Origin of the sequence: Hyphomicrobium sp. (assembly GCF_035548195.1) — a bacterium.
In the GTDB taxonomy this organism is placed as follows: domain Bacteria; phylum Pseudomonadota; class Alphaproteobacteria; order Rhizobiales; family Hyphomicrobiaceae; genus Hyphomicrobium_B.
Genome location: NZ_DASZTY010000016.1, coordinates 21,666 through 41,415, shown reverse-complemented (window position 1 = coordinate 41,415; position 19,750 = coordinate 21,666). Strand labels below are relative to the sequence as shown.

Here is a 19,750-nt window from a genome sequence, read left to right as displayed (position 1 = left end):
TTCGACGAGCAAATGCGCGCTAACGGTTGCCTCAACGCAACACGGTTCAATGCCGCCGACCCGCAGCATTCGACTTTCAAAAAGTAAAGTCCGAGGGTTGGATCTACAGTCGAATGAGCGGCGGCTCCCACGACGGATCTTCGATCAAGCTCGTCGCGACGCAGTACCGATGCAGGCCAATCAGCATGGGATCTTTCTCTGGGCCATGCTTCTTGCCGATGAGCAACGCAGCTAGTCTTTTCATGAAAGCCTGACGCTCGTCTGTTCCCATGTCGTCGACGCAATGGAAAATTTGCTCCAGGAGACGCAGCCCGTTCTGGCAGTCGGCGTCAGTTTCAGACGCGCGCTCTGTGCCGCGAGCCAGAGCTAGGAGATCAGCAACGCGCGTGTAGTAGGCTCTCTGTTCCATAGTGCGCAGAATACGCCGCGCATCGTGGGAACGAAATTGTCGGAAACGACAGGGCCGAAAGTCATTAGAATTTGCGCGTAATGGCGCGGCTCAGCACCACGACGCTCTCGCTTCGTCATGGCTTTGCAGGAACTTTCTAAACGGCGATGAGCTGCTGCGCGACTACCTTCGCGACGGCCTGAGTCGTTGTCGTGCAATTTAGCTTTTCGCGTGCGGAGTTGAGGTGAAACCGCACCGTGCGCTCGCTAATGCCGAGAATGACGCTCGCTTCCCAAGCTGATTTTCCTGCCGCGACCCACCTCAAGCAGTCCAGCTCGCGTGCCGAGACGACAAGAGCTTCGGAGGTATCGATACCGTTCCGCCGCAGCATATGGCTGTGAAAGTATTCGCCGAGGATTTTAAGTTCGGCAACTTCGGGCTCGAGGGCTTCCTCGTACTCATCGAACTCGGACTGAGCTTGGAAGCCAAGTATTGCAAACTCACCTCGGCGCGAACTGATCTGCAGCGCGCCAATCTCGTCACCACCCTGCATCGTCGGCTTTGCTGCGCTGTCCTCGCACGCCATCCGGACGATATTCAGCTCCGAAAGACGTTCCACAGGAACCGCCTTCGCGGTAATGGCCTGACTGGCGGTGTTGCCTGAAAACGCGCAATGCACAAACGATCCGCTGGAAAAGCGGGGGATGTTCACGCACAGGTACGAGATGTCCGAGAGCTGATAAATCTTCTGCGCGGCGAGCAGGAACGCTACGCCTTTGTCTCTTTCGACGATCGCGCTCCGATCATCAACGATCGCTGCTAATACGCCTGACAACATGTCCTAACCTTCGCTTCGCTCAATTTCTACGTTTGTATGGAAGGGCCGATGACTGAACTCATTTCTCTCGGAATGCGCGCGAGAAGCTGTCCATTACCGGCTCCATGATGTAGTCGAAGAAGGTCCGTTTCCCGGTGCGGATATAAAGATCCGCAGGCATGCCCGGCGTCGGTTTGAAATCGGGAATCTTCGCGAGCACATCGCTCTTGTCGAGCTTTACGCGCACGATGAACGAGCCGCGGTCGATTGTCTCCGGAGTTTCGGTCATCATCGAGGGACGATCGGAAATGGTGTCGGCCGAAAGATAGCTGACGTGCCCGTCGATCATGGGCGTTACGCGTTGGTTCAGGGCCGAGAGCCGCACGGTTGCGGGCTGACCTTCCTTCACGTGGACGACCTGGTTTGGGCTGATGCGGCCTTCGATAATCAGTTCGTCGTTGACCGGCAAAAGCTCAAGGATCGTGCTTCCCGCGGCAACGACCCCACCACGAGTATGTTGGTTCAGCTTGACAACAATGCCGCGAACCGGAGCCTTGACGTCGGTACGCTCCACGACATCCTTGGCCGAGCGAATTTGCTCGGTGACGTCATCAAGATCGGATTCCGTTTGACGAAGTTCTTCTACCGATTTTTGTGTGGCCGTAGATTGAATTGACGCAATCTGCTGCTCCGCGCGCGCGACTTGTTGGCGGCTGTCTGCGACGCGGCCGACCAGCTCTCCGAGCTCGCCATTGAGTGCGGCCTCGTCGCGCTGGACGGCATAAACTTCCGTTTTTCGAATTAGATCGCGCTGCAGCAACGCGTTCTTGGCCTTGAGTTCCTCGCCGAAAAGATCGAGCCGCTGCTGCGTCGCCGAGATTTGCGCATTGTAGCCAGCGATGCTTTCCTTGAGACCCGCAATCTCCTTGTGCAAGACGGCGATTTCCGCCTGGAGCTTGTTGCGCCTTGCCGTCAACTCCAATTCCTGCCGTTTGATAATCATCTGCACTTCGGGATCCTTGACATCGACGTCGGCCGTCGCCGGTAGCGAAAACGTCTCCTTTCCAGCAAGCTCGGCTTCAAGACGCGCCTGTGCCGTGATTAGCCTGTCCTTTCTAAGGACAAGCATGCGAAGCTTCGCGACCGCCGTCGTCGGATCAAGCCGCAACAGAACTTGTCCTGCTTCGACGAGATCACCTTCTTTCACATCAACTTCGCTGACGATGCCGCCTTCAAGATGCTGGATTTGCTTGTTCTGTCCTGCGGCGACAAACGTGCCCGATGTTACGACAGCCCCATCGAGCGGCGCGGTCGCCGCCCAGGCACCGAAACCGAGTCCACAAGCTGCAACAACGCCCAGGCCGAGCAGGGTCGGAATGCGAGAGCTTCTGGGAACGCTCACGTGCCACTGGTCGATTCCTGGACATCCGAGAAGCATGTCGATTTCCTGACGATTATAATTTCAAACCTGGCGCCATTGCTTAAGCTGAGGTATTCGCGGTGGCCTGACGAACGAGGCGGTGCAGCACATCGCGTGGCGCGCCGAAGCCTTCCATGCGCCCGGACCGCAAGATCAGAACCTTGTCGACGGTATTAAGTAGTGCGGGCCGCTGCGTGATCAGGACCATCGTCACGCCGCGCTCCTTCGCCTTCTTCATACTGTCGGCCAGCGCCTGCTCGCCGACGGAGTCCAGATTGGAGTTGGGCTCGTCGAGAACGATGAGCGAAGGATTGCCGAAGAATGCGCGGGCTAACGCGATGCGTTGCTTCTGGCCGCCCGAAAGCGGCGCGCCGTTCCGATCGAGAACCGTCTCGTATCCGGCGTTGAGCTGGCACACCATGTCGTGAACGCCCGCAACGGTGGCCGCATCATAAACATCTCTGTCCGGCAGATCGGTACGGAGGCGACAGATGTTCTCCTTGATCGTGCCCGGGAAAAGCTCGACCTCTTGCGGCAGGTACCCGGTGAATTCACCGAACTGCCGCCGGTCCCAATTGCGCAACTCCGTTCCGTCGAGCCGTACCTTCCCTGCCGTCGGAAACAGGCAGCCCACGAGAACGCGCGCCAGCGTCGATTTACCCGAACCCGAAGGTCCGACGATCGCGAGCGACTCGCCGGGGTTGAGTTCAAAGCTGAGCCCGTTGAGAACTGGCTCGCGGCTTCCCTGCGGAATATAAAGGAGACGTTCGACACTTACCTTTCCGGCCGGCTTCGGAAGCCGAAGCTTGGACCTCTCTTTTCCGACGCCTTCGAGAGCGGCCCTGACGCGCGCATAGGCGGCCCGCGTTTGCACCACGGATCGCCAGCCCTCGATCATCCCTTCAAGCGGCTGCAAGGCGCGCCCGCCGATGATCGATGCGGCAATCATCATGCCGCCCGTGAGCGTCCCGTTGAGCGCCAGATGTGCACCCCAGCCGAGAATCGAAATCTGCGTGACGAGCCGGACAAACTTAGAGGCGCCGCTGATCCAGAAATTACGGTCATGGGCATTGATTTGCATGGCCAGGGCCGGAGCCTGCTCACGCCCCCAATGCAGGATGCTTTCGTTGAGCATGCCCATGGCGTTGATCACCTGGGCATTGCGCGCCAGCGAGTCCGCATGAGCGTCAGCTTTCGATGAATAGGTCCCCGCTTTGCTGAGAGGACCGGACGTCGCGGTCTGGTTCAGCAATGCAATGACGAAAAGAATGATGCCCGCCGTGAGCACGATCGCGCCAAGGTCAGGGTGAATGAGAAAGACGACGCCGAAATAAAATGGCGATAACGGCGCGTCGAAGAGCAACAGCATCGTCGGGCTGGAGATAAAGCTGCGTACCTGATGCAGCGCGCGGAGAGCCTGGACGCTTCCGCCCTCGCCTGTCGGTGCCGACATGACAATGCTGGCGAGCACAGGCCCGCCTAGAATCGTTTCCATCGTAGCGGCAAGCCGGCCGAGAATTTGGCGCCGAAGAATGTCGAGGACGGAGAGCGTCGCGAGCAGCCCGACTGCAAGAGCGGACAGCATCATCAGCGTATCGAGACTGCGGCTCGTCAAAACTCTGTCAGAAATTTGGAACAGATAGATCGGCATCGTCAGCATCAGCGCATTGACGAACACCGAGAAGAGCGCGACCGAGGCGAATGTTCTCCGCGAGATCGAGCGCCACTTCGCTAAGGGGTCCACGACGGATTCAGTCTGTGAGGAATACGTCTCTGGAACAGCGGAGTTTGTGCTCTTCCATTTGCTGAGTTCGGCACGTATGCCCGCGAGCCGACGAAGCGCAGGATGCTGGTCGCCAGCCTCCGCTTCCGCTTCAGCGGATTCGGCCTCAGCTCCGGACCGATCAAAGTCGATGAGGGACGGCTCTCCCTCATCGGGCTCGTGTCGCGGCTGATTGCTCGTCGCCAGATACGTATTCATCGGTCGTCCGTCCCCTGTTTGACGATTCTTCTCTTATCCAAGCAGGCCGTGAAGATGGGATTGAAGATCGTCCAAGACAGGCAAATGAACCGATTGCTGATCGCTGCTATGATCGACCGAATCCGTATCGGAATGCGAAGCATGCGAGCCAATTCCGATCGCGCTCGTGATGATCGTGGTGATGCCGCCGGTGTCTGTCGAAGCCGAACCTGTCGCGCCCGCATCCGCCGAACTATCGCTGAGAGCCAGGTTGAATTGGGAGTAGCCCGTCGCGCCTGATCCGATATCGTGGGCAAGCATCACATCAGGCGTTTCGGCTGCGAATGCGAGCGATCCGGACGACGACAGGCCCAAGCCGTTCAGCGCGCTACCGACAATGTCCGTGCCGGACGCCACGAGATCGTGGCCCGCTGTCAAAACGTCATGGCTGACAGAAGGCAAAAGAGAATTCGTTGCACCATCATGATCGAGAAGCGTAACGATCGGTGAGGTGCTGGACATGACGTCGCTTCCGATGTCCGCCACCGCATGAACGAACGAGCCGCCGATATCGTCCACTGTATGCGTGACGGTTGTCGCAAGTGTATCGACCGCTGAAATAGCCGTCGGAACGACATCGCCCAGCGTGCTGGCAACGGTGTTTAATGCTGAATGTGCGATATCACTCACGGCAGTCGTTGCGCCGCCTAGAATATGGCCGACGTCATCCGTAACGGTGCCCAGCGTATCGCCGAGATTGCCGAGAACGTTAGAAGCTGTCTGCAAAGTCGTGTCGACGACACCGACGAGCGGTGAAATGGCATCAGTCACCGGGTGGATGACCGTATCGACAACAGTGCTGACGACGTCGTGATTGCCATCGCTTCCCGTATTGTCATAATAGTTGTTGGTCGCGCTATTTGTTGAATCGTGACTATCGGATGAATAGAAGTAGTTATTGATCGTGTCGGAGTGTGCTCCCGACTCCGACGCAAACGTGACTTGGCCGGCAATGCTCGATTCGAGATTCGGCTGCGCGGTTGACGCCCCAAAATGCATTGCACTGAAATCCGGAAGTGATGCCGTCGCTCCCGAAAAAGAATTCATCGCGGCGTTTGCTTGGTCTGCGTGAGCAGTCGGATCGCTCGCGAGCGATTCGAGTGACATATGCTGCATTTCCGGGTGCGAGATGCCGGAGGAGGACGCATCATTGCCCGAGTGCAGATTATCGTGATCTCCGCCTACCATGGCCGCCGCGTGTGCCGCTTGGCCGAAAATATCCGTTCCGGTCAGAAAGTTCGCAAGAAAGAACGACCACGTAAGAAAACTCCAAAGCCCGCGTTGCCGCTCAGGACCCGGGAGATTTCTGACATCGATTGCTTTCGCATTCTTCTTCGTGGCAGTCGAATACGCATCGCCAAATTGGATTGACATGTGTCCGTCCTCGTTGATGTTTCCGGTTCGGGTTGGTTCTGCTGGTTTGATCTCCTCTTGGGGACCGTGCATCGGCCGGCCCGCTGGGGCCGGCCGACAAATTCACGCTATGAGTGATGGATGTCCGTGCCCGTATCCACGTGCGCGGTATCGAACAAGTTCAGGTTGCTGGTCAGATGATCGAGATCGAGGTTGCTCGACAGGATGTCACCGATGCCATGTCCGTTGAGCAGAGCACCGACATCGGATAGATCGGCCGAACCCGCATCGTGAAGGAGGCCGGATAGATCCGCGTTCGAATGCGAAGACGCATCGGCAAGCCCCGAGGCAATATTTGCATCCTGGCTCAAACCGGTGAGGTTCAGGCCGCCGAGTGGATTACCCGCGTCAAACGAAGCGATGCTGGCGACGATATTTCCGACGTCATGCACGACAGCCGGGACAATGCCTAAGTCACCCGTACCGGTCGCCGCGCCAAGCAGCGAGTCGACCGCATGGCCGGCACCGTCGACGACGTTGTCGACCAGGCCGGACAGCGAACCGAGATCACCCGCGCCGCCTGCCGCACCGGCAAGCGTATCGACCACGTGTCCGACGTCGCCCGCAACGTTATCGACCAAGCCAGACAACGAACCGAGGTCACCCGCGCCGCCTGCCGCACCGGCCAGCGTATCGACCACGTGTCCGACATCGCCTGCAACGTTATCGACGAGCCCCGACAGCGAACCGAGGTCGCCCGTATCGGTTGCCGCGCCAAGCAGCGAGTCAACCGCATGGCCCGCGCCGTCGACGACGTTGTCGACCAGGCCAGACAGCGAGCCGAGGTCGCCCGCACCGCCTGCTGCACCGGCGAGCGTATCGACGACATGTCCCACATCGCCTGCAACGTTGTCGACCAAACCCGACAACGCGCCGAGGTCACCCGCGCCGCCTGCCGCACCAGCAAGAGTATCGACCACGTGTCCGACATCGCCCGCAAGATTGTCGACGAGCGATGTCAACAAGCCAAGATCGTCCGTGCCGCCCGCCGCACCGGCGAGTGCATCAACGACCTGGCCGACATCCGAAGCGACGTTATCGATCAGGCCAGACAGCGAACCAAGGTCTCCCGTGCCGCCGGCAACACCGCCGAGTGCGCCGAGAGTTCCGTCGATCAGGTTGCCGATATCAGTTGTGGCTGCGTCGAGAATTGGCGGGATAATACCGGAGACGTCTCCCAAGCCTGACGTGATACCGGAGAGTGAGCTGGTCACGCCGCCAAGATCCGTGGTCAATCCATCGACGAGCGCAGGAACGGTAGCTGTAATATCTCCCAGATCTACCAGATTGCTGACCGCTGGCAGGCTGCCCGTCACGCCATCAAGATCAGCATTTATGCCATCGACCAGCGACGGCACCGTCGCTGTGAGGCCGCTGAGATCGCCGATAGTTCCCAGATCGACCCCGAGCCCATCGACAAGGGAGGGCACCGTCGCCGTGAGACCGCTAAGATCGGCGATATCGCCGACGTTCAACCCATCGACGAGAGAAGGAACCGTCGCGGCAACATCGCCGAGGTCGACGAGACCGGACAACGACGGCAACGCGTCACCAACATCGAGAAGATTGGAGAGGTCCGGCAAGGTGGCGGTGAGACCGCTAAGATCGGCGGTGATATCGCCTACGGTTGGAAGGCCGGCCGTAATGCCACCAAGATCGAGATCGCCAAGCGATGGCAGCGTGATTGTGGGATCAACCGTGATGCTCGGCAGTGTCTCAGTGCCGTTGTCGCCGCCGGTATCGCCACCCCCATTATCCGACCCGCCATTGTCGTCCGACGAATTGTAATAATAATAATTGTTGGTCGTCGTTGTCGTCGTGTCGTGGCTGTCGGTGGTGTAGTAATAGTTGTTGGTTGTGCTTTGGGTCATCGAATTACAAGGCTCCGGTGGGCAATTACATGAAGGGGGAGGCGGAGGAGGAGGCTCCGGTGGCGGACAGTCCCAGAGTGTTACGCAGTCTTGCGCCATGCTCAGTTTCCTCTTTCAGAGAAAGTTCTTCGAGGACCTGAACGACAAACGTCCGATCTAGTACGGCTTTCCTGATGTCGCTTTCCGAGTCCATGCGCTTACCTTGGCGGAAAACAGAAATGGAGGAAGCTGTTCGAAACGACAGCTCGATCGCCAAAATCGATTCAATTTTTTCGAAAACTTGAAAATTTCCGGAGATCCTTTCATTCGATAAATATCGCCTGCGAGGATCCCACCCATTTATTGCGTTATGCTTTTTCGATTGCGAATAACTGCAAATATTCGTGAAACGTTTCGCTAAATCTAATCGGACGCAATTGCCTAAATGCAGTTGTTTCTAATCATGGCCCCAATCAAGCATTTTTGTTATTGAGGAAAATTCTGGCTGCGAGGTTTGCCACGTCTCTGGGGTCGTCAAACCCACGCTCGACAAGAGTCTGTACAATCGAGGCAAGCTGAGAATGACGCTCGTCCAGATTCGCCATATCCGTCGAAAGTTGGAGCCTGTCGCATGCGATATCGAAAGCTGCACGCATCAGAGAAAGTTCAAGTTGGTGCAAACTTTCGAGGGTCATGGATCATCCGGAAGGACGAGATGCGGCGAGGACGAGCACCTCGAACTCAGGGGGGCGTCCGAGGTGCTCGCATTTTGTCAGCGGGCGCGAGGACGGGTCGCGTGCTGGCGAGTTAAAGGTCTCAGGCCGAACGTTTTCCGACAACTGTCGAAAACGACATCGAGCTTGAACGAGCCGAGGTGGTTCCCGCGCTAACTATATTGGAACCGGCTAGCTCGAAATATCTGATTATGCAGCTACGAAGGCCTAGCTGCGCGCTCATATTCCAAGGCAAGCATCAGTGAGATTTGTACGGAGTAAAACTTCAGCGCGCGCTTGCCTGCTCCGTTGACCATAAATAACGATCTGACTGCGAATCCCGGGTCAATCTTCCCTGAGCCCACTTTCAGGGATTCCCTGCTCGTTGCCATAGTACTTGTAGGGTAGGAATTTTCCTGAAATCATCAACCGCACACGATCGCCTTTGGCATGCGGTTGCCGTTCGATCTCCGTTTCGAGATCGATCGCCGACATAATGCCGTCCCCGAACTCTTCTTCAATCAATGCCTTCCAGGCGGGGCCGTTGACCATCACAAGTTCGTAGAAGCGATAGAGCAGAGGATCGGTCGGTGGCATCGGCGTGCCGCGATATGGCACTTCATTCAGCATCCGCTCTTCAGTCTCGGATAATCCGAAGAGTCCAGCGGCTTTCTTCGCTAGCGGTTTCACCAGCTTCATCTGCCCCAAAAGAGCTCCGACGATAAGAATGGGAGACACGCCACCGATTTCCTGCGTGATATGTTTCCAGGTCCAGCCATTCGCGCGTTTGATATCAAGGATCTTTTCTGTCAACTCTTCTCGGCGCATCTCTGTCTCCCTCGAATTTAAAACATGAGAAGCGCCCCCGTTCGGGGCGCTTCCCGGTCTTAGCTCAGGCTTTCTTGAACTTGGCCGCTTCTTCCGAGCCGCCTGTCGCATTCCCGGCGCTGTAGGAATGCGCCCCGGCGCCCGCGAGCTTGCCGCCCTGTACGATGAGGTATTCGTTACGGATCGGCTTGTTTTCGAAGTAGCACTCGAGGATTTCGCGTGTGCCTGCAGCATAGCGCGCCTGCGCAGACAGTGACGTGCCGGAGATGTGTGGTGTCATGCCGTGATGTGGCATTGTCCGCCACGGATGATCCTGCGGCGCAGGCTGCGGGAACCACACGTCGCCCGCATACCCTGCGAGCTGGCCGCTCTCGAGTGCGCGAACGATCGCGTCGCGATCGCACAGCTTGCCGCGCGCCGTATTGACGAGATACGCGCCGCGCTTGAAGTTCTTGAGCGAGGCATCGTTGATCATGTGCTCCGTTTCCGGATGCAGCGGGCAGTTCAAGGTTACGATATCGCAAGCCTTCGTCAAGCTTTCGAGGGTCGTGTGGTGCGTAAGGTTCAGTTCCTTCTCGACCGCGTCCGGAAGCTTGTAACGGTCCATGTAGTGCAGCTTGACATCGAATGGCTTCAAGAGACGAAGGACGCGCAGGCCGATACGGCCGGCCGCGACGGTTCCGACGTGCATGCCTTCGATATCGTAGGACCGCTCGACGCAATCGGCGATATTCCAGCCGCCTTCGATGACCCATTTGTACGAAGGAATGTAGTTACGGACGAGCGACAGCATCTGCATCACGACGTGCTCAGCAACGCTGTTCGAGTTGCAGTACGTGACCTCGGCAACGGTAATGCCGCGATCCATCGCAGCCTGCAGGTCGGTGTGATCGGAGCCGATGCCGGCCGTGACGATCATCTTGAGCTTCGGCGCTTTCGCGATCCGCTCAGCCGTCATGTAAGCGGGCCAGAAGGGCTGCGAAATGACGATCTCGGCGTCGGGCAGTTCCTTGTCGAGCGTCGAGTTGGCGCCGTCCTTATCGGACGTCACAACGAGAGTGTGGCCGTTGCTTTCGAGATATTTACGAAGGCCGAGTTCGCCCGACACGCTGCCAAGCAGGTGTCCGGGAACAAAATCGATGGCGTGCGGCGTCGGCGTCGTCTGCCCATCGGGATATTTCGTGATTTTTGGAATGTCGTCACGCGCATACGATTTCGGATACCCGGTTACGGGATCGTCGTAGAGAACACATACGATCTTAGCCATCTCGAACTCCGTTCATGAAAAAAGGCCGAGAGAAAACGCTTCGTCCGGGTGCGTTCCGAACGACTGACAACCTGTCGGTGAGGGTGATACGACGAGGCTCTCGTCAGCCCCGGGTTTCGCTCCTCTTCGCGCTCCTCGCTTGATGCCGGCTATTGCAAGCTCTTCCTCGACCAAGCGCGCGAGTTGTCGTGCCTTGTGTGCCGGGCGGTCAAACGAATGAGATCTCTAAGCTGATCGATATGATCGATCAGCCCGCCACCTCGAGAGCAGGCGCGAAAAGGTCGTCATGCTCGAGATGCGCGGCGCAACGAATGAGGGCGTGCGCGAGAGGAGAGAGCGGATCGCGATCGGAGACGACAAGACCGACGGCTTGGCTGTGCCGAGGTTCGGCCAATTCGACGAGCGCCAGCTCTTTGCACCCGCTAAAAATGTAGGAAAACGTATGCGGGATGATGCTCGACCATTCGCCTGCGCAAACGTGGGAGCATATGGCAAGGTACGAATTCGACGTGACAGATGGTGTGAGCTTCAGTCCTAGAGATTCCGTGAGCTTATTAAGAATGCGCCTGTTTTGCATGCTTTCGTTCAGTAAACAGAGGTTTTCGGCAACTGCTTCTTTCCACGATATTGCGTCGCTCTGTGCCAGAGGGCTGTCGATGTGCGTTACCAGAAAGTAGCGCTCGTCATAAAGCGGTGTTTTGCGGACGTTCGAAAGTGGCTCGTTTTCCAAATACGTCAGACCGGCGTCGAGTTCGAACTTATCGATGCCCGCTTGGATCTCTACCGACGTCATCGAAAAGACATCGACGGTAATACCGGGGTGCTTGGCGCAAAACGGCGACGTCAGCCGGGCAACAGCAGGCATCGCCGCTGGGATCACTCCGAGCCGTAACGTTCCCTTCAAGCCATCGCGAATTCCGGCAACATCTTGTTTGAGACTTTCGTAGTCGGAGATGATCTGTGAGGCCCACGTCACCACACGCTCGCCCTCGGGCGTCAAGCCGATAAATCGCGGTCCGCGCAAAACCAGACGCATGTCGAGTTCGCGCTCGAGTGCCTTGAGGCCTGCCGACAGTGTCGATTGGGTAACGTGGCATTTCTCGGCCGCACGCGTGAAATGCTTCTCTCGCGCGAGAGCTAGCAGATAACTCATTTGCCTAACAAACATAGCATCTGTGCTCCAGATTCCATATCGAAATAGTCATACGGCTATTTCGTGTTAAATGGATAGTGCTCCGCGATGGCCTTGTCCACCTTGGATAGGAAGCGCTAACCTCATCTTGCCATTGAAATCCGATATCGGATCACTGCGTCACCCACGCTGGGCGCATGCAGATTTCTGTCCAACGAGGAGACAGTCCATGGAGAAGGAGTTGACCAGCAGACGGTCCAGAGATCCTGGAATGGAGGCAAGCTGATCGGCGGAAAGCCGCCGCCAAGCACCGCCTTATTTGGTTCTTCAGACTAGCCTTCACATGCAAAGGGACGCGGGATCTGACCAAGTGATCGAGCACATTTGGGGACGACGCAGAAGAGGCTAGCATTCTTTGTTCGCCGCGCACGGGCATTTTGCCCGCCAAGCCCCGGCGCTACTTCATTTCGGGACGAGAACAATGCAAACTCTTCTCAAAAACGGGGGTGGTCATGCGTCTTCTTACGCTGCTGATTATTCGGCTCATGGCGGTTGTGCTGCTTTGTCTTGCTGCCGCCATCGGTTGCTTGGTCTGGGATGCTCATCGGTCAATCGAAAGCGATGTCGTCTCTACCGCAGCGCGTGTAAACCAGCGCCTGCAGGCGCTCTATTGGCAGCAACTCCTCTGGCGTAACGGAACGCAACGTGGAACGCTCATGCCGCTTCCGGAATGGGACACCGTCGAAACCCAAAGCATCATTTCGCCAGGGGTGTGCGTCACGTTCGGCCTTCCGGGAGCTGACCGCCACAAGCTCTGCAGCCAGGTTGAGGCGCTCGGTCCAACCGCGCCGGGCTGGTTTGCTGCGACGTACCTTTCTCTTCTGGGAGCAGACAAGCCGGTCGCGCAGCCCCTCTCGATCCATGATGAGAGCGCTGGACTTATTGTAACGAATGCAGATCCGGATGCGACGCTTCGACGGGCATGGCGTGAAATTTCTACCGTTGTGAACGTTGCGATCATGCTGGCGGCAGGCATTGCCTTTCTAGCTGCACTTATGATCGGACATGCATTAATGCCGGCGCGGGCTATCATAACCGCGCTCAAGAAGCTTGAAGAAGGGCAACTCAGTCTGCGGCTCGGCAAATTCAAGAGCACCGAGTTCAATCACATTGCAAATGCCGTCAACCGCCTCGCCGGGACGCTTCGACAGACGAATTCCGAACGTATGGCGCTCACGGCACGGCTGTTCCAGGTTCAAGAGGAAGAACGAAGGTCCATCGCGCGGGACCTGCATGATGAATTCGGCCAAGCCCTCACCGCCACCACCGCTCTTGCCACGGTTATCGAGACGAACGCCCCACCTGATCGGCCGGACATCGCCCAGGACGCCAGGGCGATCGCCAAAACGCAACAGCGCATGATGGGCGCCCTACGGACGACGCTGGTTCGCCTGCGCTCGCAGAGTATCGAGGAAGTCGGGTTGGAGGCGAGCCTTCGGCAACTCATCACCGATTTCAACGCACAATCGAAGAGCGGGACTGTGTTCCGACTACAAATGACCGGACGATTGGCCGAACTTCAAAAGCGCGTCGCGATCGATCTTTATCGTATCGTCCAAGAATGCCTGACGAATGCAAGTAAGCATGGCCGTCCTACCGAAGTCAGCGTGCATCTTGAGCATCGTGTGTTCCGAGATCCACACATTGCGCTCACGATAGAAGACGACGGCGGCGGAGACATCAGCCGGATACACACATCATCGGGCCACGGGATACTCGGCGTGCGCGAGCGACTCGCAGGGCTCGGAGGTTCTCTGTCTATTGCCAATGCGCAGCGCGGGATCAGAATTTTTGCGATGGTGCCTCTTGGGCCCGAAGCGGTTCGCGCATGAGCCGTATTTCCATACTCCTGGTCGATGACCATCCGATCGTGCGGGAGGGGTACCGGCGGCTCTTGGAAATGCGCCCGCAATTTTCCGTCTGCGCGGAAGCCGAAGATGTCACGCAGGCCTACGTAGCTTACAAAACGCATCAGCCCGATATCGTTATTTTGGATCTCACGCTGCTCGGTGCGAGCGGGATAGAGGCTTTGCGGCGAATTCGAGAATTCGACAAGGACGCCAAAATCCTGATCTTCACAATGCACGCTGGTTCCGCTTTCGCTCTAAAGGCCTTCGAGGCCGGCGCCAGAGGCTACATCACCAAGAGCAGTCCTCCTGGTGAACTCATTCGTGCTGTCGAAATCGTCGCTGAGGGCGGCCGGGCGATGAGCGAGGACATTTCACGCGCGCTCGCGGCTGATCGTTTGAGCGGCGGCCGCCCGGCGATCGATGAGCTCACGCCAAGGGAGATGGAGGTTTTGAGGCTCGTCGCGACCGGACTCAGCAGCGAGGCAATTGCGGGCCTTCTCAATCTCAGCCTCAAGACCGTGCGCAATATCCACTATGCGGTCAAGGCAAAGATCGGCGCCGAAAACGATGCGCATCTCGTTTGGCTTGCTCCGGCAGCCGGACTCATTCCCGCCGACCAACTCGCATCGAACAGCGCGTGACGCGGGCATTTTGCCCGGACCGCGCGGGCATCGTGCTCTGGTGTGCAGGCCAACCTTGAGCAATTTTTCTTCCGGGAACGTCGACGGGCACCGAGGCAAATCAACTTCAACCTTGAACTGAAGCGTCCAACGATATCGCCCGCGACCGGCATGCGAGATATTTAGTAGGCTATATCGGCAGCAGGTGCATTGCCAAATAAGAAAAGGGAGAACGACCGAATGCCTTTGGACTCTTCAATTCCGAGCCATCTGAGATGCCCACGCACAAGGACACGCCAAGTCAGCGACAAGTGGAATCCGGCATATCCGGCGTTTTCGTCTCGTCCGGCAAAATCCATCGAAAGCATCGTCATGTCCTATTTCGGTGTCCAATCGAAGGGCGACGAAAACAAGGGCCGAGCTTGCGCCGCGTTTCAACAGATTTTGGAGAGCTTCAAACAGCCCGACGGGCCTGCGAGACACGATCTGGTCCAATTCGTCGATGGCGAAGGTTACATAAACCTTATTGCAGTCGGATATTGGACAGACCCAGCCAAGTTCGAAAATTGGAATGACAGTCCGTCGATCAAGGATTGGTGGGCATCTGATAAGCGGCTGGACGAAGGCGTCGGATATTTTCGCGAAATCTTGCGTCCGCGCATGGAACAGTTTGAGACGATCTTCACGCATGAACATGGGCCGTTCGAAGGCGCCAGCATTCTCTTTCCCGAGATGAGCGCTCCCATCATAGAACACGGTTACTGGGGTTCGATGCGAGACCGTCTTCCCTTGTCCCAAACCAGCGTCATGGACCCGGAAGGAGAGTTATCGATAAAGTCAGGCGCGCCGGAACAGGGCGGCCGTGTGATCATCGGCGGTCATGACAATCTTACGCTCATCCGCTCGGGAGAAGACTGGAGTTTTACCGAAGGCGAGGAGCGCCGCACATGGTTCGACAATATCGAACCGGTGCTGCATGAAGGCATGAACTATCTGCGCGACGATGGTCTTGAGGTCGGCTGCTACTGCAATCGCTATGTCCATCACATGGACGAACAAAGGAAATCTTCTGGAAAAAGGCTTCGGCTATAGCCTTTGGAGATCGCTATCCGCTCTGGAAACGTGGGGAGCGTCGCATCACACACACCTGCAGATCTTCGTGACGTTCATGCGCAACGTTCATAAGTTCAAGAATCTAACCCTCTACCACGAGGTGTCGGTGTTCGACGCCGCGAACCAGTATTTCGAGTATATCAATTGTCATCCGAAGACCGGTCTTCTGCGCGCGGTCTGAGACGCGCTTCCGGCCGGTCGGCTACGGCATCACTCATAGAGTGATGCCGTTCTCTTAACTGGCGTTTTCACCACATCACGACACTCGATATTGAAAGAATTGGATCGTGTAGAGATTGATCGCGGACAGAGTTCGTGTGGCTTTGCACAGGCCGGCATGCATGGTGCTCGCGGAAAGATAGCACGAGCCACAATCGGGAAAATTCACCGAGCCAGAGACGATGGTATTCCAACTGCGGAGGCTCCGTCGACGTCGCACCTCTGCATGAGACCGTTGACGAGTCCCTATCTTTGATTTTAGCGTTTCCCCATGGTGGGGAACTTGGGGAAAAGAAGGTGGAACAGCACCTGGGCGGCATTTGCGCTGCTGGGTGTGGTCCATTTTGCGGCGCTTCTCCCGAACCACCTTATTTCAGAACTTAGACATTCTCTGTTTGTCGCGGACTACGGCAGCTTTGCTGATTCCATTTGCGACAGCGCGAAATCTCGCTCTGAGCAACCGGGCGGCAAGAAATCAAGCTGCCCTTTCTGCAACGGACTTGCAGCCTTCCAGCTTGCCGTCACCACGGCGCCGTTGGTGCTTCAGCCTCTGTCCGCGATTGGCCAGAGAATTCATGAGAGCGAAACTGCGTTACTCGCGATTGTCTACCTAATACGGGCGCGAAATCGCGGCCCACCCATGAGCGCTTGATAGCGATTTGGATCGTCCGCTGACGCGGATAATTCAGCACGTCCAATCCAATCATCTCGTCGAAAGACCAGCGTCTTCATCAGTAGGGTACTGATGGTCGCTGCATGGGGGAATGCATTATGTGTCGTCATCAACGAACACAGCTGCTTACTGCGGCTGCAACGACTGTTATCGCCTTGAACCTTCAAGCCGGTGAAGCAATTGCACAGCAAGCCACGAATACAGTGATGCCACCGGTCGTTGTTGAGCAAGGGAGACAACCGAAGGTCAAGACTAAGAAAAAAGTAAAATCCTCGCATTCAAAAATCCAGCCAGGCGACAGTCCCGGGTCTAATCTCCAGCAGCCCGCCGAAGTTTATCCGACGGCTGAACCGGGCGTCGGCCGCACAGATTCGAAAAGTTTTACTGCGCCGCTCAACACCGCACGACTTTCGGGGGAGGCGATTCAATCGCAGCTACCCCGCACCAGTGATACCGCTCAGCTTCTGACGAGAGTTCCCGGAGTCAGCGTCTACACGTCCGGCGGAATATCGAGCTTGCCTGTGATTAACGGCCTCAATGACGATCGAGTAAGAGTGCTCGTCAATGGCATGGTCATTTCACCGGCTTGCACGAACCATATGAACCCGCCGCTTTCGTACATCGATCCGTCGCGGGTCGCTTCTGCCGAAGTAATCGCCGGTGTAACTCCGGTAAGCAAAGGCGGCGACAGCCTGGGTGGAACGGTCATCGTCGAATCCCGTCCTCCGGAATTTGCCGACGTGGGTGAAGGTGTGAGAACGGGCGGAAGTCTTTCAACTTTCTACCGCAGTAACGGAGATGGCATTTCTTCCTCGGCGCACGCCGAAGCGGCGACGCAGAATCTCAGCCTCGGCTATACCGGCACCTGGACCAAATCCAACGATTACTCGCGAGGGGATGATGGACCGGTTGTTCGATCGACGCTTTATCAAGCTTACAACCACGCACTCACGCTGGGCGTAAAGAACGGTGGTGATCTCTTCACTTTCGAGGGTATCTACGCGTCCGTTCCCTACCAGGGCTTCGTCAATCAGCGCATGGACATGATCGACAACGATGCGTGGCTTTTCAACGCGCGCTATCTCACGCACTTCGATTGGGGCACTCTCGATTTTCGCGCCTTCTATCACCAGACAAAGCATCGGATGGACATGCTCGCGGATAAACCCGGCACCATGCCCATGAGCGTCGACGGGACCGATGCAGGCTATTCGGTAAAGGCGGAAATTCCGCTTACGACCGCTGATATTCTCCGCGTGGGTAACGAATTTCACCGGGAGACGCTCAACGATTGGTGGCCGCCGGTTGCGGGCATGGCTCCTATGATGGGGCCCGATACGTTCGTCGACATCAATCACGGTACGCGGCAACGGCTCGGCACGTTCGCCGAGTGGGAACATCGCTGGAACGCCGCGTGGAGCACACTCATCGGCGTTAGGAACGATATGGTGTGGATGGATACAGGCGATGTCCAAGGCTACAGCGAAATGTATGCCGCCGATGCGGCCGCCTTCAACGCGCGAGGTCATGCGCGTACAGACGCCAATTTCGATGTGACGGCGCTCGCACGCTACGAACCGTCAGCCAACGAAACGTACGAGCTTGGCTATGCGCGCAAGACCCGGTCACCCAACCTCTACGAGCGCTATGCCTGGAGCACGGGTTCCATGGCCGCCGATATGATTGGCTGGTATGGCGATGCTAACGGCTATGTTGGCAATCTCGATCTCAAACCTGAGGTCGGCAATACGGTGAGCTTTACAGCCGGCTGGCACGATCGCACGCGCCGCGCCTGGGAAATCAAAGTCACTCCTTATTACACCTACGTACAGAACTATATCGATGCTAATTTCGTGGCGTCGCAAGCGAGCATGGGCGGCATGGATATGGGCGGCATGGGCATGATGGCGATGCCATCGAGTGAATTCGTAACTCTCCAATTCGCCAACCATGCCGCGCAGCTCTACGGCGTCAACGTATCCGGAAGCATGGATCTATGGGAGAGCCCTGTATATGGCCAGTTCGGACTTTCCGGCATTATAGGTTACGTGAATGGGGAAAACCTCGATACCGGCGACACGCTCTATCACATGATGCCGCTCAATGCGCAGCTGACACTCAACCATCGCCTTGGCAGTTGGTCGAACGCGGTGCAGCTGACGCTGGTCAACGATAAGAGCGACGTCAATTCACTTCGCCACGAACCGACGACGCCAGGTTACGCACTTGTTGATCTGCGTTCGAGCTACCAATGGGAGAATGTGCGCTTCGATGTCGGTATCGAGAATCTGTTCGACAAACTCTATTATCCGCCGCTTGGCGGTGTTGATTGGGCCGACTATGCGGCATCAGGAGAAGTCGGCCTGATATCCCCTGTGCCAGGGCAAGGCCGCTCGTTCAACGCAGGCGTTACGATTACATTTTGATCTTGGGCGGAGGGTGGCCGGTAGTGAACTAACCGGCCACCTGCAAAGGTGCATTAGCCAATTAGATATCCGCCTGTGGTGCTTACGGACGAACCACACGCGTGCAGCGGTATTACTTTTTTCTGGCCTTATGCCCATATCGGCTGATGGGATGTTCGGCCAGGTGTGGCACACCGATGCCATCGGTTCTCGGCAGCTTTCTCTGAGTAGCAGGCAAATTGAAAATGAATTTCAGTGTTGGCGGGTAAAGCCTTCCCCGTGACTTAGGAGGGAAGCGGCAGGAGTCCGAAATACCTCTCTCTCGCTATAACTTGCGATTTCCAATCACATACAAAGCTTCAGTTTCGGCTCCGCAACCGAGCTGCGCGTCACTTCACAAGGTCAAGAATATTTCGGAAATGGCCATGGTCGCAGCCTTTTATCCATTCAAATAGGACCATCTCGGTCGTCACTATATCTGCACCGAACCGAGCCGCTCGTTGCAGGCCTGCTTCTTTATTTTCGTCCGTGCGAGAACCAACGGCATCTCGAACCACTCGGACGCGACGTCCTTCGTTCAACAAACCAATAACCGTTTGCAGCACACAGACGTGGCCTTCACATCCGGCAACAACAATGTCGTTCTGCGAACGTGGGACCACGCATTTCCAGTCGTTTTCTTTCGTCGCGTCAAAATTCCTTTTCTGGATCACCGCATCGGAAAATTGCGCAAGCTCGGCGATTGTTTCTCCCAGACCGGCCTTATTTTCTTCGGTCAGCAATACGGAAATGTTCAGTATTTTAGCGGCCTGCGCCAAACGACGCGCATTAGCGATGATAACGTCAGATGACGCAATGGCCGGCATCAGCTTCGTTTGGAAGTCAACGAAAAGGAGACAGCTTCGCGCCGCGTCGACGGCTGTATAAGGAAAACGACCACTGTTCGGGGTTACCATCTGGCC

13 protein-coding genes and 1 pseudogene are annotated in these 19,750 nt (G+C 56.8%); 4 read left to right on the top strand and 10 right to left on the bottom strand.

Annotation, left to right across the window (positions count from 1 at the left end; translation table 11 throughout):
* Positions 1 to 103: 103 nt before the first annotated feature.
* The 9 genes from VHB22_RS04390 to VHB22_RS04350 form a co-directional block, all read right to left on the bottom strand.
* Positions 104 to 409, bottom strand: coding sequence for a hypothetical protein (locus VHB22_RS04390; protein WP_325455742.1), 306 nt, complete (start codon positions 407 to 409; stop codon positions 104 to 106).
* 136 nt (positions 410 to 545) lie between these two features.
* Positions 546 to 1,226, bottom strand: coding sequence for a helix-turn-helix transcriptional regulator (locus VHB22_RS04385; RefSeq protein ID WP_325455741.1), 681 nt, complete (start codon positions 1,224 to 1,226; stop codon positions 546 to 548).
* Positions 1,227 to 1,284: 58 nt separating this feature from the next.
* Positions 1,285 to 2,643 carry an HlyD family type I secretion periplasmic adaptor subunit gene (locus VHB22_RS04380; RefSeq protein WP_325455740.1) on the bottom strand — a complete coding sequence of 453 codons (1,359 nt, stop codon included), beginning with the start codon at positions 2,641 to 2,643 and terminating at the stop codon, positions 1,285 to 1,287.
* Positions 2,644 to 2,686: 43 nt separating this feature from the next.
* A complete protein-coding gene (locus VHB22_RS04375; protein WP_325455739.1) occupies positions 2,687 to 4,606 on the bottom strand; it encodes a type I secretion system permease/ATPase in 1,920 nt (639 codons plus the stop codon).
* A 33-nt stretch (positions 4,607 to 4,639) separates the two neighbouring features.
* Complete coding sequence (locus VHB22_RS04370) at positions 4,640 to 6,019, bottom strand: hypothetical protein (protein WP_325455738.1); 1,380 nt, start codon at positions 6,017 to 6,019, stop codon at positions 4,640 to 4,642.
* 107 nt (positions 6,020 to 6,126) lie between these two features.
* On the bottom strand, positions 6,127 to 7,929 hold the full coding sequence (locus tag VHB22_RS04365; protein WP_325455737.1) for a hypothetical protein: 1,803 nt from the start codon (positions 7,927 to 7,929) through the stop codon (positions 6,127 to 6,129).
* 1,037 nt (positions 7,930 to 8,966) lie between these two features.
* Positions 8,967 to 9,449: a cyanase gene (gene cynS / locus VHB22_RS04360; protein WP_325455736.1), complete on the bottom strand. Its 483-nt coding sequence runs from the start codon at positions 9,447 to 9,449 to the stop codon at positions 8,967 to 8,969.
* A gap of 64 nt (positions 9,450 to 9,513) precedes the next feature.
* Positions 9,514 to 10,716, bottom strand: coding sequence for an NAD-dependent formate dehydrogenase (locus tag VHB22_RS04355; RefSeq protein ID WP_325455735.1), 1,203 nt, complete (start codon positions 10,714 to 10,716; stop codon positions 9,514 to 9,516).
* A 247-nt stretch (positions 10,717 to 10,963) separates the two neighbouring features.
* On the bottom strand, positions 10,964 to 11,884 hold the full coding sequence (locus VHB22_RS04350) for a LysR family transcriptional regulator (RefSeq protein ID WP_325455734.1): 921 nt from the start codon (positions 11,882 to 11,884) through the stop codon (positions 10,964 to 10,966).
* Between the two features lie 476 nt (positions 11,885 to 12,360).
* On the opposite strand from VHB22_RS04350, the gene VHB22_RS04345 reads away from it, so the two are divergent.
* The 4 genes and pseudogenes from VHB22_RS04345 to VHB22_RS04325 all read left to right on the top strand — a co-directional run bounded on the left by VHB22_RS04345 (position 12,361) and on the right by VHB22_RS04325 (position 18,809).
* On the top strand, positions 12,361 to 13,740 hold the full coding sequence (locus VHB22_RS04345) for a sensor histidine kinase (RefSeq protein ID WP_325455733.1): 1,380 nt from the start codon (positions 12,361 to 12,363) through the stop codon (positions 13,738 to 13,740).
* Positions 13,737 to 14,399, top strand: coding sequence for a response regulator transcription factor (locus VHB22_RS04340; RefSeq protein ID WP_325455732.1), 663 nt, complete (start codon positions 13,737 to 13,739; stop codon positions 14,397 to 14,399). Before VHB22_RS04345 ends, VHB22_RS04340 begins: the two co-directional genes overlap by 4 nt.
* Positions 14,400 to 14,618: 219 nt before the next feature.
* Positions 14,619 to 15,672 (top strand): annotated as a pseudogene (locus VHB22_RS04335) (phenylacetaldoxime dehydratase family protein).
* A gap of 809 nt (positions 15,673 to 16,481) precedes the next feature.
* Positions 16,482 to 18,809 carry a TonB-dependent receptor gene (locus tag VHB22_RS04325; RefSeq protein WP_325455729.1) on the top strand — a complete coding sequence of 776 codons (2,328 nt, stop codon included), beginning with the start codon at positions 16,482 to 16,484 and terminating at the stop codon, positions 18,807 to 18,809.
* 368 nt (positions 18,810 to 19,177) lie between these two features.
* Here the strand turns inward: VHB22_RS04325 and VHB22_RS04320 are convergent, their stop codons facing one another.
* Positions 19,178 to 19,744: an isochorismatase family protein gene (locus VHB22_RS04320; protein WP_325455728.1), complete on the bottom strand. Its 567-nt coding sequence runs from the start codon at positions 19,742 to 19,744 to the stop codon at positions 19,178 to 19,180.
* Between the last annotated feature and the right edge of the window lie 6 nt (positions 19,745 to 19,750).